The organism is Pseudoxanthomonas sp. CF125 (assembly GCF_900104085.1).
Lineage (GTDB): Bacteria > Pseudomonadota > Gammaproteobacteria > Xanthomonadales > Xanthomonadaceae > Pseudoxanthomonas_A.
The window spans coordinates 406,226-421,752 of record NZ_FNLD01000003.1 but is presented as its reverse complement, the minus strand read 5'-3'; the positions used below and the strand labels follow the sequence as shown (position 1 = coordinate 421,752).

General features: G+C 66.5%; 10 protein-coding genes. 6 read left to right on the top strand and 4 right to left on the bottom strand.

Going from position 1 to position 15,527, the window contains the following annotated elements:
• Positions 1-10: 10 nt before the first annotated feature.
• Positions 11-1,387 (bottom strand): DcaP family trimeric outer membrane transporter, encoded by a 1,377-nt coding sequence (locus BLR66_RS15410; protein WP_093289015.1) that lies wholly within the window; start codon positions 1,385-1,387, stop codon positions 11-13.
• Positions 1,388-1,660: 273 nt separating this feature from the next.
• Between BLR66_RS15410 and acs the strand changes: the two genes are divergently transcribed.
• The 3 genes from acs (at position 1,661) to BLR66_RS15395 (ending at position 5,674) form a co-directional block, all read left to right on the top strand.
• Positions 1,661-3,604 (top strand): acetate--CoA ligase, encoded by a 1,944-nt coding sequence (gene acs, locus BLR66_RS15405; RefSeq protein WP_093289012.1) that lies wholly within the window; start codon positions 1,661-1,663, stop codon positions 3,602-3,604.
• A 170-nt stretch (positions 3,605-3,774) separates the two neighbouring features.
• A complete protein-coding gene (locus tag BLR66_RS15400; RefSeq protein WP_093289009.1) occupies positions 3,775-4,443 on the top strand; it encodes a response regulator transcription factor in 669 nt (222 codons plus the stop codon).
• 145 nt (positions 4,444-4,588) lie between these two features.
• Complete coding sequence (locus tag BLR66_RS15395) at positions 4,589-5,674, top strand: diguanylate cyclase (RefSeq protein ID WP_176943909.1); 1,086 nt, start codon at positions 4,589-4,591, stop codon at positions 5,672-5,674.
• Between the two features lie 52 nt (positions 5,675-5,726).
• Here BLR66_RS15395 and BLR66_RS15390 read toward each other — a convergent pair whose 3' ends face one another.
• Together BLR66_RS15390 and BLR66_RS15385 are read right to left on the bottom strand one after the other, a co-directional pair.
• On the bottom strand, positions 5,727-6,104 hold the full coding sequence (locus BLR66_RS15390) for a YkvA family protein (RefSeq protein ID WP_093289892.1): 378 nt from the start codon (positions 6,102-6,104) through the stop codon (positions 5,727-5,729).
• Between the two features lie 14 nt (positions 6,105-6,118).
• The gene (locus BLR66_RS15385) at positions 6,119-9,562 is read right to left on the bottom strand and encodes a hybrid sensor histidine kinase/response regulator (RefSeq protein WP_093289003.1); all 3,444 of its coding nucleotides are present in this window, start codon (positions 9,560-9,562) and stop codon (positions 6,119-6,121) included.
• Between the two features lie 163 nt (positions 9,563-9,725).
• On the opposite strand from BLR66_RS15385, the gene BLR66_RS15380 reads away from it, so the two are divergent.
• The 3 genes from BLR66_RS15380 to BLR66_RS15370 all read left to right on the top strand — a co-directional run bounded on the left by BLR66_RS15380 (position 9,726) and on the right by BLR66_RS15370 (position 14,031).
• Positions 9,726-11,123: an MFS transporter gene (locus BLR66_RS15380; RefSeq protein ID WP_093289001.1), complete on the top strand. Its 1,398-nt coding sequence runs from the start codon at positions 9,726-9,728 to the stop codon at positions 11,121-11,123.
• Positions 11,124-11,200: 77 nt separating this feature from the next.
• Positions 11,201-13,522: a GH36-type glycosyl hydrolase domain-containing protein gene (locus BLR66_RS15375; RefSeq protein WP_093289891.1), complete on the top strand. Its 2,322-nt coding sequence runs from the start codon at positions 11,201-11,203 to the stop codon at positions 13,520-13,522.
• Positions 13,519-14,031: a gluconokinase gene (locus BLR66_RS15370; protein ID WP_093288998.1), complete on the top strand. Its 513-nt coding sequence runs from the start codon at positions 13,519-13,521 to the stop codon at positions 14,029-14,031. Before BLR66_RS15375 ends, BLR66_RS15370 begins: the two co-directional genes overlap by 4 nt.
• Before the next feature lie 73 nt (positions 14,032-14,104).
• Here the strand turns inward: BLR66_RS15370 and BLR66_RS15365 are convergent, their stop codons facing one another.
• The gene (locus BLR66_RS15365) at positions 14,105-15,517 is read right to left on the bottom strand and encodes an FAD/NAD(P)-binding protein (RefSeq protein WP_093288996.1); all 1,413 of its coding nucleotides are present in this window, start codon (positions 15,515-15,517) and stop codon (positions 14,105-14,107) included.
• Positions 15,518-15,527 lie beyond the last annotated feature (10 nt).

Genomic DNA, 15,527 nt, shown 5'->3' with positions numbered 1-15,527 from the left:
GATGCTGCCGTTAGAAGCTGTATTTGACGTGGGTGTGGATGCGCCGCAGGTCGCCTTCGCGATCATCCTCGAGCGCACGCTGGCCGAAGATCAGTTCGGCGCCGATATCCAGTTTCGGGAACGGCGAATAGATCAGGTTGGCGTGGTACGACTGCGCGCGTTCGGTCACCCCAAAGCCGGTGATGGCCTTGTCGTTGTCGAACATCGCCGCCGAATACATCAAGTTGCTGCGCAGTTTGGGCGAGAACACATGGCGCCAGGCAACGAAACCGCCGTAACCGTCCAGCGCGTTGAGTTCGCCATTGGCGTCCACCACCACGTCGCTGCCCAAGCCGAAGGCCAGATAGCGGCCGATGCCGCTGCCGGCATTGACCGCGTAGCGGATGTCGTCGCTCTTGCCCAAGTTGAACTTGCCCGACACGCTGACCGCGCCGCCGGTGTCGGTTTCATCCAGGTACTTGAACTGGCGCAACAGGCCGGCGACGGTGAAATGGCCCCAATCGCCCTTGGTGATCCAGCGCGCGGTGATGTCCGGGGCCACGTTGTCCCCGCTGTTGAAGCGTGCGCCGTTGTTGAGATAAGGGGTGACGGTGGTCTGCGGGTTTTCCGCCGAGAACGACCACGGACCCTTGGTGTATCTCAATTGCGCCTGGCGCACGAAGATGGTGCCGTCGGTGGTGCCGACGAAGTCCACCGCGTCCGGCATCGCCGCCACGTCCTGGAAGTTGGACCAGGTCTGGCCGGCCAGCCAGCCGTTCCAACTCACATAGGCCTGGCGCAGCGAGACCGCATAAGTGTTGGTAGCCGTTTCGTTGCCGGCCAGGGCGTTGCTGCCGCCGCCGAACATGTCGGCTTCGATATACGCTTTGATCTTGTCGCCCTTGTCGGTGGTGTGGTCGGCGCTGAACCAGAAACGCGAGAACTGCGCGTGGTAGTCGGTGTACGGATCGCCGCCATCGGCGGTGGGGCCGCCGACCGGAATGCTGCTGGGCAGGTAGAACAGGCGTCCCGAGGAACCATCGGCGATGCGCCCGTCGCTGGTGTCGGTGTACATGCCGTCCATCTTGATGAAGCCGCCGTAGGTGAACGACGTGCCCGGGTTGGCGCCCGGCATGATCGGCCCGGTCTGGATGCGCGGCTTGCCGTCGGCCGGCGCCGCTTGCGCGGTCTTGACCTCGGTGATCTGGGTCTGCGTTTGCGCGATCGCCGTCTGTTGCTGTTGCTGCGAAGACAGCAAGGCCTGGACCTGCTGTTCCAGTTGGGCGATGCGTGCCTCCAGTTCTTTTTCTTTCTTGGTCTCGGCCAAAGCCATGCCCGGCGCGATCAGCGCCACGAACAGTGCCGCAGCCAAGGGTCGCCGCGACATCGATGCGATGCGTTTGCTCATTATCCCTCTCCCGATAATGCGTGATGGGCCGCGCAGAGCGCACGGTTGCGCCGCAGACTGCGCGCGACCGTCGGCCGCGCCTATTCGCCATTAGTCGAAAGCGACCGCATGAATGGCGGCCTATGCGTACGGATACGACGATGGTCTAAGGGCGTTGCTGCAACGCGTCATCGGCGAATGCGTCAAACTGACGCGCATCGCTTCCTTTAACATCCTGTCCATCACCATCACCATCACCAACGCTTGCAGCACTGGTCTGCAGGGAGGGGCCCAATGTCCGATTTGTATCCCGTCAATCCGGAATTCGCCGCCAAGGCGCGCATCGACCGCAATGGTTATGAGCGCGACTACCGGGAATCCATCGAAGACCCGGAAAAATTCTGGGGACAGGCCGCGACCCGGCTCGACTGGTTCAAGTCGCCTACGCAGATCAAGGACGTCAGCTATGACCTCAAGGACTTCCATATCCGCTGGTTCGCCGACGGCGAATTGAACGCCAGCGTCAACTGCCTGGACCGGCAGCTGGCCACGCGCGGCGACAAGACCGCTTTGCTGTTCGAACCCGACAGTCCCGACAGTCCCTCCTACAACGTCAGCTACCGCGAGCTGTACGAACGCGTCTGCCGGCTGGGCAACGCATTGCGCAACCTGGGCGTGCAGAAAGGCGACCGCGTCACCATCTATCTGCCGATGATCCCCGACGCGGCGGTGGCGATGCTGGCCTGCGCCCGCATCGGCGCCATCCACTCGGTAGTGTTCGGCGGCTTCGCCCCCAATTCCATCGCCGACCGCGTGGCCGACTGCGCCAGCAAGCTCATCATCACCGCCGACGAAGGCCTGCGCGGCGGCAAGAAGGTGCCGCTGAAGGCTAATGTCGATGCTGCCTTGAAGCTTCCCGGCACCAATACGGTGGAAACCGTGCTGGTGGTGCGCCACACCGGCGGCGCGGTGGACATGCAGATGCCGCGCGACCGCTGGTTCGACGCGGTGGTCGAAGGCCAGCCGGCCGAATGCGAACCCGAGCGCATGAACGCCGAAGATCCGCTGTTCATCCTCTACACCTCCGGCTCCACCGGCAAACCCAAGGGCGTGCTGCATACCACCGGCGGCTATCTGCTCTACGCCAGTTACACCCACGAGGCGGTGTTCGACCTGCGCGAGGACGACATCTACTGGTGCACCGCCGACGTCGGCTGGGTCACCGGGCACAGCTACATCGTCTACGGCCCGTTGGCCAACGGCGCCACCGCGGTGATGTTCGAGGGCGTGCCCAACTATCCCAACGTGTCGCGCTTCTGGGAAGTCATCGACAAGCACCAGGTCACGATCTTCTACACCGCCCCTACCGCCATCCGTGCGCTGATGCGCGAAGGCGAGGCGCCGGTGAAGAAGACCTCGCGCAGCTCGCTGCGCCTGCTGGGCAGCGTCGGCGAGCCGATCAATCCCGAGGCCTGGCGCTGGTACTACGAGGTGGTGGGCGATTCGCGCTGCCCCATCGTCGATACCTGGTGGCAGACCGAAACCGGCGGCATCCTGATCACTCCGCTGGCCGGCGCCATCGACCTCAAGCCCGGTTCGGCCACGCTGCCGTTCTTCGGCGTGCAGCCTGCGCTGGTGGACGCCAACGGCGAAATCCTCGAAGGCGCCGCCGAAGGCAATCTGGTGCTGCTCGATTCCTGGCCTGGCCAGATGCGCAGCGTCTACGGCGACCATCCGCGCTTCATCGATACCTATTTCCGCACCTATCCAGGCACCTACTTCACCGGCGACGGCTGCCGTCGCGACGAAGACGGCTACTACTGGATCACCGGCCGCGTCGACGACGTGATCAACGTCAGCGGCCACCGCATCGGCACCGCCGAGGTGGAGAGCGCGCTGGTATCGCACCCCAAGGTGGCCGAAGCGGCAGTGGTGGGTTTCCCGCACGACATCAAGGGCCAGGGCATCTACGCCTACGTCACCCTGATCGCGGGAGAAGCGCAGACCGACGAGCTGCAGAAGGAACTGGTGGCCTGGGTGCGCAAGGAGATCGGTCCCATCGCCTCGCCGGACCATCTGCAATGGGCGCCGGGCCTGCCGAAGACGCGTTCGGGCAAGATCATGCGCCGCATCCTGCGCAAGATCGCCGAGAACGCGCCGGATCAGCTGGGCGACACCTCCACTCTGGCCGATCCCTCCGTGGTCGAATCACTGGTGGCAGAGCGCAAGGTGAAATAGACCTTGAAACTGCGATCCGCGACTATCCTTCCATCGTCATCCCAGCGAAAGCTGGGATCCATCTTGATTTTGACTTCGTATTGGCCGGAACAGCCGGAGATCAAAATGGATCCCAGCTTTCGCTGGGATGACGACACCGGGAAATCGGCTCAGCGGATTCGCAGAGACCCATGACCACCCTGCTCATCGCCGACGACCACCCCCTGTTCCGCGAAGCCCTGCGTGGCGCGGTGCAGCGGGTGATGCCGGGGGTGAAACTGCACGAGGCCGACAACGTCGATGCGCTCTATGCCTTGGTGGACGCGCATCCCGACGCCGATCTGCTGTTGATGGACCTCAACATGCCGGGCGCGCAGGGCTTCAATGCGCTGGTGCACCTGCGCGTGCTGCATCCGCAACTGCCAGTGGTGGTGGTGTCCGCACGCGAAGAGCCCAGCGTGATGCGGCGCGCGCTGGATCATGGCGCCCTGGGCTTCATCCCCAAGTCGGCCGCCTCGGAAACGATCGGCGAAGCGATCCGCCTGGTGCTGGACGGCGAACGCTGGGCGCCGCCGGAAGCGCTGGCCGCGCCCGGTATCGGCCGCGACGAGTATGAAGTGGCCCAGCGTCTGCGCGACCTCACCCCGCAGCAGTTCCGCGTGCTGCAGATGCTGGGTGCGGGCCGTTTGAACAAACAGATCGCCTACGATCTGGGCGTGTCCGAGGCCACCATCAAGGCCCACGTCACCGCCATCCTGCGCAAGCTGGGGGTCACCAACCGCACTCAGGCGGTGTTGATGGCGGGGCGCCTGTCGGTCGATCCGGAGGCCATGGTGCTGCCGCCGGAAGAGCAGGACTGACGTCGCACGTTCGCCGGCTGCGCTTGCATCCGGTGAGCACGAAAATGTAACGTCGCGCACAAATTGCGCCCGGGTCGCCAGTATGGCCGCGCTACGATGGTGCGATGGGGCCCGCCTGGTGCGTGCCGGCTTTCCGGATAGGCGGATGGATAGCGACCGCAGCGAATCCCGTCGTACCAACTTCGGCAGACGCCTGTACCCGATGCGCGTCATCGGGCTGGGTATTGGCGTGCTGTGCGTGGCCGCGGTCATGCACGAGCACGGCGCCGCGCCCTGGTTATGGGGATTGCTGGTGTTCGACGGCCTGATCTGGCCGCATCTGGCCTATGCGCACGTCCTGCGCAGCCGCGACCCGATCAAGGCCGAATACCGCAACCTGATGACCGACGCCGCGTTCGGCGGCTTCTGGATCGCGGTGATGGCTTTCGACACCTTGCCCAGCGTGTTGCTGGCGGTGATGCTGACCATGGACAAGGTGATCGTCGGCGGTCGCCGCTTCGGCGCCAAGAACCTGGCGCTGATGGCGATGACCTGCCTGGTCACCAGCGCCTTCATGGGTTTTCGCTTCGAGCCCTACACCACCTACCGCACCATGCTGGCCTGCCTGCCGCTGCTGATCGTCTATCCACTGGCGATCGGCGCCGCCAGCCGCCTGCTGGCGCAGCAGACGCTGCGGCAGAAGCGCATGTTCGAGAAGACCTCGCGCTTCGATGCCGCCACCGGCCTGATGAACCGGCAGCAGTGGCAATACGCGGCCAATGTGGAATTCAACCGCTTCGTGCGCGCGGGCCGGCCGGCGGTGCTGATCATGATCGATATCGATTACTTCAAACAGATCAACGACAGTTACGGCCATACCGTGGGCGATGCGGTGATCGAGGAATTCGCGCGCCTGATGAAGGCCTGCCTGCGCGATATGGACACCGGCGGACGCTACGGCGGCGACGAGTTCGGCATCGTCATGCCCGAAACCCATTGGGAAGAAGCCATCGTCGCCGCCGAGCGCCTGCGCAGGCAGGTAGCCGCGTACGCTTTTGCGGCCGTGGATCTCAAATGCACCGTAAGTATCGGCTTGTCGGAGATCAATCACTCCATCGCCGATCCCACCGAATGGGTCAATGTTGCCGACGCCGCACTGTACGAAGCCAAGCGCAAAGGTCGCGATTGCATCGAGGTGGCGAAAATCCCGCAACGCTCCCCTTATGCCGCGCTGTCCCGGGCCGACGCCTAGCGAACCCCGCGCGCTCATGACGGTAACGATGCGGACCGACTCGAACGAAACCTCAGGCGCGCAACGCCTGCCGCGCCCAAAGGCCCAACGCAACGATCGCGATGACCCAGATCGCCACGATGACCGCTGCCATCGCAGGGCTGGTCGGCTTGTCTACGGCGCCTTCGGCCTTGGCCTGTGAGCTGGCAAGGACATCGGTTGGAACAAGACGCAGGACGAGCATCAACCCCAAGGGGACGATCACCAGATCGTCCAGGTAGCCCAGCACGGGAATGAAGTCGGGGATCAGGTCGATGGGGCTGAGCGCGTATGCCGCGATCCCGAGCGCCAGCAGACGGGCGAGCCAGGGAGTACGTGGATCACGAGCTGCGAAGTAGACGACCAGAGTCTGGCGTTTCAGCTCTCTCGCCCATTCGCGAAGACGCGACATGCGCGCCTGACCGCTCACACCGTGATCGTCTGATGGTGGGCGGCCAGGAACGCCCGCAACGAGGCCGGCTTCACCGGTTTGGTCAGCAGCCGGTAACCGCGGTCGCGCGCGCGCTGCTTGAGCTCATCGCGGCCGTCGGCGGTCAGCAGGGCGCCGGTGATCGGCGCCGCACTGGCGGCCTGCAAGGCATCCAGGGCTTCCAGTCCGTCCATGCGGTCGTGCAGGTGATAGTCGACCAGCATCACCGCCGGAGCCTGCTCGATCTTGCGCAAGGCCTCGTCCACGGTGGCCGCCGTGATCACCTCCACCTGCCAGCGGCTGAGCAACGCGCGCATGCCATCCAGGATTTCCTGGTCGTTGTCCACGCACAGCACGCGCAACCCAGCCAGCGAGTCCGTCGCGCGCGGCAAGGGCGCGGGCTCGCTGAGGGAGTCGGCGGCGAACGCCGCGCGCGGCACCGTGATCGAGAACATGCTGCCGTGATCGACACGGCTGTGCGCGCCCAGATCGTGGCCGAGCAGCCGCGAGATGCGCTGGCAAATGGACAGGCCCAATCCCAATCCCTGCTCGCCCCAATCGAAGGGCTGGGGATAGCGGTGGAACTCGTCGAAGATCTGGCGCATGTGGTGTTCGGGGATGCCGGGACCGGTATCCCACACCTGCAGTTCCAGATTCTGCCCGCGCGGGCGCATGCCCAGCACGATGCGGCCGCTACGGGTGTAGCGCAGCGCATTGGCGATGAAGTTCTGCAAGACGCGACGCAGCAACCGACGGTCGCTGCGTACCGGCTGCGCCGAGGCGTGCACCCGCAGATCGAGGCCGCGGCCGGCGGCGACCGGCGCGTACTGGGAAGCCAGTTCGCGCAGCAGCGCGCCGGCGTCGAAATCGCCGATTTCGGTGTGCATGCCGCCGGCATCCAGGCGCGAGACGTCCAGCAGGCCGTCCAGCAATTCTTCCGCCGCGCGCAGCGACGCATCGACGCGTTCGGCCAGATGGCGCTGTTCGCCCGGCTCATCGCTGTCGCGCAGCGCCGAAGTGAACAGCCGCGCCGCATTCAGCGGTTGCAGCACGTCGTGGCTGATCGCGGCCAGGAAGCGTGTCTTCGACTGCTGCGCGGCCTCGGCTTCGCGTCCGCGGTCGGCCACGCGCTGCTCCAGGTTCTCGTTGGCTTCCAGCAGCGCGTTCTCGGCGCGCTTGAAATCGGTGATGTCGTTGTAGCTGGTGACGTAGCCGCCGCCGGGCAGCGCCTGCCCGCGCATCTCGATCACGCTGCCGTCGCTGCGCACGCGCTCGAAGATGTGCGGCGAACCGACGCGCATGTAGCTGATGCGCTTGGCGATCTGCTCTTCCAGATCGCCGCTGCCCAGCTCGCCACGCTCGGCGTTGTAGCGGATCAGATCCGCCACCGGGCGACCCACGTAAAGCATGCCTTGCGGATAGCCGAACATCAGCTGATAGCGCCGGTTCCAGGCCACCAGGCGCATGTCCGGATCGACCACGCTGACGCCGGAACTGATGTTCTCCAGCGTGGTGGACAGGATTTCGCGGTTGAAGCGCAGTTCCTGTCCCGCTTCGTCCAGCACCGCCACCACTTCGCCCAGTTCCATGCCCGAGCCGCGCAGCACGCTGGTCAGCACCAACCGCGCCGAGGCCGCGCCGATGGCCGCGGCCAGCAGGCGTTCGGTGAACTGCACCCAGGCACGGTCGGCGGCGGCGGCCGGCTGCAGTTCGCGCTGCAGCGTGGTGGCCTGCTCGGCGAAGGCGCGGCGCGCATGCCGCTCGCCGACGATGCGTTCGGCCAGGGCCAGCAGATCCGACACGCGCACGTTGCCCGGCCATTCGCTGGCCACCAGCGCCTGCCGTTGCGCGTAGGGGTCGAGGAACGGAGCGATCCGCAGGCGTTCGTCAACGCTGGGCCGCCAACGCGCGGACACCAGCATCATCACGCCCGTGTTGAGCAGCAGCGACCAGAACGTACCGTGGGTCAGCGGGTCCCAGCCGGTCAGGTTGAACAACTGTTGCGGACGCAGCCAGTGGATGTCGTACGGTCCGGTCTGCAGCCATTCCGGACCCAGCCAGCCGGAAGCCGACAGCGTCGGCAGCAGCAGCGTGTAGATCCAGGTGGCGAAGCCGACCAGCATGCCGATTTCCACGCCGCGCCGGCTGGCACCGCGCCAATACAGGCCGCCGATCAACCCGGGCGCGAACTGGGCCACCGCCGCGAACGCAATGAGCCCGTAGGAGGCCAGCGAATTGTCGTTGCTGCTGGTGCGGTAGTAGGCGTAGGCGCACAAAGCCAGCATCAGGATCGCCAGCCGGCGTATCCACAGCACGCGCGAGGCCACGTCGGCCTCGGCGTGGCGCTCGGCCCAGCCGCGCCGCAACAGCACCGGCATCACCAGATCGTTGCTGACCATGGTGGCCAGGGCGATGCTGGCCACGATCACCATGCCGGTGGCCGCCGAGAATCCACCGATATACGCCACCAGCGCCAATGCGTTGTTGCCTGCGGTCAACGGCAGCGCCAGCACGAAGGTGTCGCTGGCGATGCCGCCGGCGCCGCCGAACATGGCCACGCCCGCGGCGGCGATGGGCACCACCATCACCGAGATCAGCACCAGATAGATGCCGAACAACCAGCGCGCCTTGCGGATGTCGCCGACGTCGCTGCATTCCACCACCGCCACGTGGAACTGGCGCGGCAGGCACACGATGGCCAGGAAGCCGAGCAGGGTCTGGGTGAAGAAACCCACCGGCGGCGCGTTCTCGAACAGGGTCCGTGCGGACTCCTCCACGTGCAGCGCGCGCCCGCCCAGCCAGATATAGGCGAATACGCCCACGATGATCATCGCTACCAGTTTCACCACCGATTCCAGCGCGATGGCCAGCATCATGCCGTGGTGATGCTCGGTGGCGTCCACCTGGCGGGTGCCGAACAGCGCGGCGAACAACGCCATCAGCAGTGCCACGTACAAAGCGGGATCGGTGAAGAAACCGCTGTTCTGCGCATCCTGGCCGGTCAGCACGCCCAGGCTCAGCGCCACCGCCTTGTACTGCAAAGCCAGGTAGGGAATCACGCCGATCAGCGCGATCACCGTGACCAGCGCCGCCAGCCGGCGCGAACGGCCGTAACGCGAGGAAATGAAATCGGCGATGGAAACGGTGTTCTGGCTGCGCGCGATCAGCGCCAGCCTTTCGATGATGCGCCAGCCGAACAGCAGCAACAGCAGCGGGCCCAGATAGATCGGCAGATAGCCGATGCCGTTGCGCACCGCGCTGCCCACCGCGCCGTAGAACGTCCATGAGGAGCAATAGACGGCCAGTGCCAGGCTGTAGACCACCGGGCGCAACCAGGGCCGGTCCGGATACATCGGGCGCCGGTCGCCCCACCACGCCACGCCGAACAGCAGCGCGGCGTAACCGACCGATACCAACAGCAGGACCCAGCTGGAAACCAATGCGGCGCTCCGTATCTTGGGTCTGCGAGTGTATGCCGAGCTGCACCGCCCGGGGCCGCCCGCTTGCCTGCGCTACGCGATGCCGGCAAGCTGAAATGCGGTCAACAGCCGGTGCATGCGCGCGAGGTGCGCCGACATGCCGGTCTTCAGGAGCAACCAACGCATGACGCAGGACCAGGACACGGCGCCAGCCGGAAACCAGCGCGCGGCCGCGGACGGAGCGCGCCTGCCGTTGCGCGAGAAGATCAGCTACGGCATCGGCGACTTCGGCTTCAACCTCTATTGGGCCAACATCTCGGCCTTCCTGCTGATCTTCTACACCGACGTGATGGGGCTGGCCGCTGGCGCGGTCGGCACGATGATGCTGGTGACCAAACTGGTCGATGCGGCGGCCGACCCGTTGATGGGCGCGATCGCCGATCGCACCCGTACCCGCTGGGGCCGCTTCCGGCCGTACCTGCTGTACGCCGCGGTGCCGCTTGCGATCACCGGCGTGCTGACCTGGACGGTCCCGGACCTGGATGGCAGCGGGCGCCTGCTGTGGGCCTATGCCACCTTCACCCTGATGATGTTCGTCTACACCGTGCTGAGCATGCCGTACTCGGCGCTGTCCGGGGTCATGACCGCAGACAGCCAGCAACGCACCACCCTGATCAGTTTCCGTTTCATCGCCGCCTTCGCCGGCACCACCCTGGTCAACTGGCTGACCCTGGACCTGGTGCGCTGGCTCGGCCGCGGCGACGAGCAGCTTGGCTGGCAGCTGACCATGGTCCTGTACGGGGTCGTGGCGGTCGCCACCTTCGTGGCGGTGTTCGCCAACACCCGCGAGCGCATCGAGCCGCCGCCGCAGCAGCGCAGCACGATGCGCCAGGATGTGCTCGACCTGCTGGGCAACAAGCCCTGGCTGGTGCTGTTCGTGCTGGCGCTGGTGATCATGGTGACGATCGTGATGCGTAGCGGCTCGCTGGTGTATTACCTCAAGTACTACGTAAGCCGGCCGGAGCTGACCGGCCTGTTTCTCGGCAGCTATTCGGTGGCGCTGGCCGTCGGCGCGGCGCTGACGCCGCTGCTGACCCGCCTGGTGGACAAGCGGCGGCTGATGATGGGACTGATGGCCGGGGTCGGCGTGATCAGCTGCGCGATGTACTTCGTGCCCAAGGAACAGATCTGGGTGACGTTCGCGCTCAACACCCTGGTCGGATTGCTGCTCGGGCCGAAGTCGCCGCTGGCGTTCTCCATGTATGCCGATTGCGCCGACTACACCGAGTGGAAGACCGGGCGCCGCGCCACCGCGATGACCTTCGCTGCAGCAGCGTTCTCGCAGAAGCTGGGCGGTGCGGTGGCCTCGGCCGCGATCGCCTGGATGCTGGCGGCGATGGGCTATATCGCCAATCAGGCCCAGTCCGACGCCTCGCGCCTGGGCATCGTGCTGCTGCTGACCGTGATTCCGGGTGTGGTGGCACTGCTGGCGGTCTGGGTGATGCGGGCCTATCCGCTGGATGACGCCGCGCTGGCGCGGGTCGAGGCGGAACTGCAGGCGCGGCGGGAGGTGGGGACGTGAGCGGTGTCTTCGACGCGACCCTGCCGTATGGCTTCCAGGAGCAGGGCCGACGCTTCGTCCTCGGCAGTCCCACCGCGATGCCGCAGGCCTCCACTTTCCTGTGGAACCGGCGGATGCTGTTGCAGCTGAACTGCCGTGGTTACGCTACCGCGCAGTTCATGCAGCCGGAGCCGGCCAAGTACGCGCATGCGCCAACGCTGGAAGCCAGGAGCTTCATGCAGCCGGAGCAACCGTACTACGCGCACCATCCCGGCCGCTTCTGCTACGTCAAGGACGAAGACAGCGGTCTGCTGTTCTCCGCGCCGCACGCGCCGGTGAACCGCGCGCCGGACGCATTCGCTTTCTCGGTCGGCCAGGGCGACGTCGCCTGGACGGTGCAATGCGACGGCATCAAGGTGGAAATGTCGGTGCGGCTGCCACTGGAGGACGTGGCCGAACTGTGGACCGTGCGCGTGCGCAACCGCTCCGGCCGTGCGCGCCGGATCAGCCTGTATCCGTATTTCCCGGTCGGCTACATGTCGTGGATGAACCAGTCCGGCGGCTATCGCGCGGACCTGGGAGGAATCGTCTGCGACAGCGTCGCTCCATACCAGAAGGTGGACGACTACTTCCGCCAACGCGAATTCAAGGATCGGACCGTGCTGCTGCACGAGCGCCAGCCCGATGCCTGGGAAGCGAACCAGTCCGCGTTCGAGGGCGAGGGCGGATTGCACGCCCCAACCGCCGTCACCGCGCATCAGCGGCTGGCGGGCGGCGAGGCGCTGTACGAGACGCCGGCGGCGGTGCTGCAGTACCGCGTTGCGCTGGCGGCGGAGGGCGAGGAAACCTTCCGCTTCGTCTTCGCCCCGGCCCGCGACGACGCCGAGACCGCCATGCTGCGCGCACGCTATCTGTCCGAGGAAGGTTTCGCCGCCGCCACCACGGCCCACGCTTCCTACCTGGACGAGGGCCGCGGCTGCCTGCGCATCGAGACCCCGGATCCGTGGCTGGACGACTTCGCCAATCACTGGCTGCCGCGGCAGGTTTATTACCACGGCGATTGCAACCGCCTGACCACCGACCCGCAGACCCGCAACTATCTGCAGGACCACATGGGCATGGCCTATCTGCGACCGCAGACGGCGCGGGCGGCTTTCTTGCACGCGCTGTCGCAGCAGGAACCCGGAGGGGCGATGCCCGACGGCATCCTGTTGGTCGAAGGTGCGGAGCTGAAGTACATCAACCAGGTGCCGCACACGGACCACTGTGTATGGTTGCCGGTGTGCCTGCAGGCTTATCTGGACGAGACCGGCGACGATGCCCTGCTCGAAGCGAGGGTGACGGACCGCGCGGGCGACACGGCCAGCGTCGCCGAGCGCATTGACCGGGCGATGGACTGGCTGTTGCAGGCGCGCGATGCGCGCGGGCTCAGCTACATCGCCCAGGGCGACTGGTGCGATCCGATGAACATGGTCGGCTGGAAGGGAAGGGGCGTGTCCGGCTGGCTGTCGCTGGCCAGCGCGCATGCGCTGCGCCTGTGGGCCGCTGTCTGCGTACGCAGCGGACGAGTCGCGCAAGCCGTACGCTTCGAAGCCGGTGCCGACGCGCTCAATGCCGCGGTCAACGCCCATCTGTGGGACGGCGACTGGTACGGCCGCGGCATCACCGACGATGGCGTGGCGTTCGGCGTGAACGCCGACAGCGAAGGCCGCATCTACCTCAACCCGCAGAGCTGGGCGATGCTCAGCGGCGCCGCCGACGCGCCGCGCCGCGCGCGGATGCTGGCCGCGGTCGATGCGCAGTTGGCCACGCCGTACGGCGTGGCCATGCTCGACCCGCCCTATACCGGCATGCGCGAAGACATTGGCCGGCTGACCCAGAAATTCCCCGGCTCGGCGGAGAATGGCGCGGTCTACAACCACGCCGCTGCCTTCTACCTGCACAGCCTGTACAAGGTCGGCGAAGGGGATCGCGCCTGGAGCGTATTGCGCGCGATGCTGTCCGGCCCGGACCTGGAAGACTGCCTGCAGCGCGGACAGCTGCCGGTGTTCGTGCCCAACTACTACCGCGGCGCCTGGCGCCTGCACCCGCGCACCGCCGGCCGCTCCAGCCAGCTGTTCAACACCGGCACGGCGGCGTGGATGTATCGCTGCCTGGTGGAGGAACTGTTCGGTCTGCGCGGCGAGGGCCAAGCGCTGAGGATTGCACCGCAGCTGCCTTCGCACTGGCCGCGCGCACGCGCCTGGCGGCGGTTCCGCGGCGCCGAGTTCGAAGTGGAGATCGAACGTGTCGCCGGCCGCACCGAGGCCCGCGTGGCGATCGATGGCCAATGGCTGGAGGGCGATATCTTTTCCGGCATCGAGGCGGGGCGTCGCTACCGGGTCCGTGTGGAACTGCCGGGTGAGGCGGGGCCGGCATGAGCGAGGTGCGCGTGGCCGTGGTGATGGGCGTGTCCGGCAGCGGCAAGACCACGCTGGCCCGCGCGTTGTCCGATGCATGGGAGGCGACCTTCCTCGACGCCGACGATTTCCACAGCGACGAGGCCAAGGAGTTGATGGCTGCAGGCAAGCCGCTGACCGACGGAATGCGCCAGCCGTGGGTAGCGCGTATCGCCGCCGATCTGCAACGCCGCGTGGCCGATGGCGCGCGCGTGAGCCTTGCCTTCTCCGGACTGCGCCGCCAGCACCGCGACGTGCTGCGCGCCGCGGGATTGCCGCTGCGGTTCCTGTTCCTGCGCGGCGAGGCGGCGCTGATCGGCCAGCGCATGCGCGAGCGTAGCGGCCACTACATGCCGGTGTCGCTGCTCGACAGCCAGTTCGCCACGCTGGAGGAACCGGTCGCCGAGGACGATGTCGTGGTGCTGCCGGTCGATCTGCCGCCCGATGCGCAGTTGCGTCGCGCCCTGCAAGCCCTGGCCGAGCCCTTGTAGGAGCTGGATATTGTAGGAGCGACGTCAGTCGCGAAACTCATGATCTCCGAATCATCGGCTGGACGTTCGCGACTTACGTCGCTCCTACGTCGCCCCTACCCGGCGTTCGCGCAAGCGCCAACAGCCGTCGCGCGGCGTTCTCCGCCTGCCCACGCAACTCGGGTACGGCGATGCTTTCCCACAGCTGGCCGATACGCAGGCTGCCGACCACGGCCACGCCCGCCAGATTCCGGCCCTGCGCATCGACCAGGTCGCCCTCGGCGCAGGTGTCGATGCCGATGCCATGCATACCGGGCCGGGCGTTGCCCTTGCCCAGAAGGTCGGAAAGCAGCGGATTGCGCATCAGTTGCGCGCGCATCTCCACTCCGGTGGCGTTGACGATGCGGTCCACATCGAGTTCCTGCGTGCGCCGGTCGCGCATCATCAAGGTCACGCGTATGCGTTCCCCTTCGCGGGCCACGGTCTGCAGGCGGCCGCGATGCAGCCGCAGCTGGCCGCTGGCCTGCAGCGCTTCGAGTTGCGCATGCACTTGCGGCGCGATGCGATGGCGGTGCACGTCCCAGTAGCGCACCACGTGACGCAGGAAACGCCGCTGGTCTTCATGGGAAAGCGTGAGCCACAGCTTTTGCACCAGAGGGCGCGCACTTTCCATCACCGCTTGCCACGGCAGCCCTTGATGGTCAGCGTCGCGGACGGCCGCGCGCAGGACGCGCATGCGCTGCCGCAACGGCATGCCCAGCAGCGCCTCGGCATCGAAATCGGCGACCGCATGCTTGGTATGCGCAAGCGGCAGCAGCGCGTGCCGCGACAACACGTGCACACGGCCGCGATGGCCGTTTGCGACCAGGCTCAGCGCCGTGTCGACCATGCTCAGGCCGGAGCCGGCGATGCAGATTTCCGCATCGGCGGGGATCTGTTTTATCGCATCGAAGTCCCAGGCTTCCAGCACCGATTTCCCTGGCAGTCCCGATGCGCCGCGAGCGGGCAGCGGCTTCGGATTGTTGCCGACCGCCATGGCCACACCGCGGACGCGGATCGAGCCGCCGGATTCGAGGCCCAGCCGCAGCATGTCGTCGGCCTCGTCCAGGCTCGTGACCCGGTCCTGCAGTACTTCGAAGTGCGCCGCCGCGGTTTCGCGCGCGCGTTGCAAACGATCGCGCAGATATTCGCCGTAGTGCCGGCGTTGCGCGTAGGACACCGCGATGGCTTCGCGTGCGGCCTCGCCTTCGCGGGCGACCAGGAAATCCACGAAATCGTCCGGCTGGCCGTCGAACGCGCTCATCCGCCGTGCCGGCACGTTTAGCAGATGTTCGGCATGGCGGGTGGCGTAGGCCACGCCTTGCGCCAGTCGCGCAGTGGGTTCGATCAAGACGATGCGGACGTCGGCGCCGGCCAGACCCAGCGCATGGATGGCCGTCAGTACGCCCCCCGCGCCGCCGCCGATGATGGCGATGTCGAAATCGTATTGCGGGGATCGGTTCGTCATCGGCCCTATT

Excerpts from the sequence above, each read along its gene's own strand:
- BLR66_RS15410 (WP_093289015.1), bottom strand. The coding sequence starts at position 1,387 with ATGAGCAAACGCATCGCATCGATGTCGCGGCGACCCTTGGCTGCGGCA.
- acs (WP_093289012.1), top strand. The coding sequence starts at position 1,661 with ATGTCCGATTTGTATCCCGTCAATCCGGAATTCGCCGCCAAGGCGCGC.
- BLR66_RS15400 (WP_093289009.1), top strand. The coding sequence starts at position 3,775 with ATGACCACCCTGCTCATCGCCGACGACCACCCCCTGTTCCGCGAAGCC.
- BLR66_RS15395 (WP_176943909.1), top strand. The coding sequence starts at position 4,589 with ATGGATAGCGACCGCAGCGAATCCCGTCGTACCAACTTCGGCAGACGC.
- BLR66_RS15390 (WP_093289892.1), bottom strand. The coding sequence starts at position 6,104 with ATGTCGCGTCTTCGCGAATGGGCGAGAGAGCTGAAACGCCAGACTCTG.
- BLR66_RS15380 (WP_093289001.1), top strand. The coding sequence starts at position 9,726 with ATGACGCAGGACCAGGACACGGCGCCAGCCGGAAACCAGCGCGCGGCC.
- BLR66_RS15375 (WP_093289891.1), top strand. The coding sequence starts at position 11,201 with ATGCCGCAGGCCTCCACTTTCCTGTGGAACCGGCGGATGCTGTTGCAG.
- BLR66_RS15370 (WP_093288998.1), top strand. The coding sequence starts at position 13,519 with ATGAGCGAGGTGCGCGTGGCCGTGGTGATGGGCGTGTCCGGCAGCGGC.
- BLR66_RS15365 (WP_093288996.1), bottom strand. The coding sequence starts at position 15,517 with ATGACGAACCGATCCCCGCAATACGATTTCGACATCGCCATCATCGGC.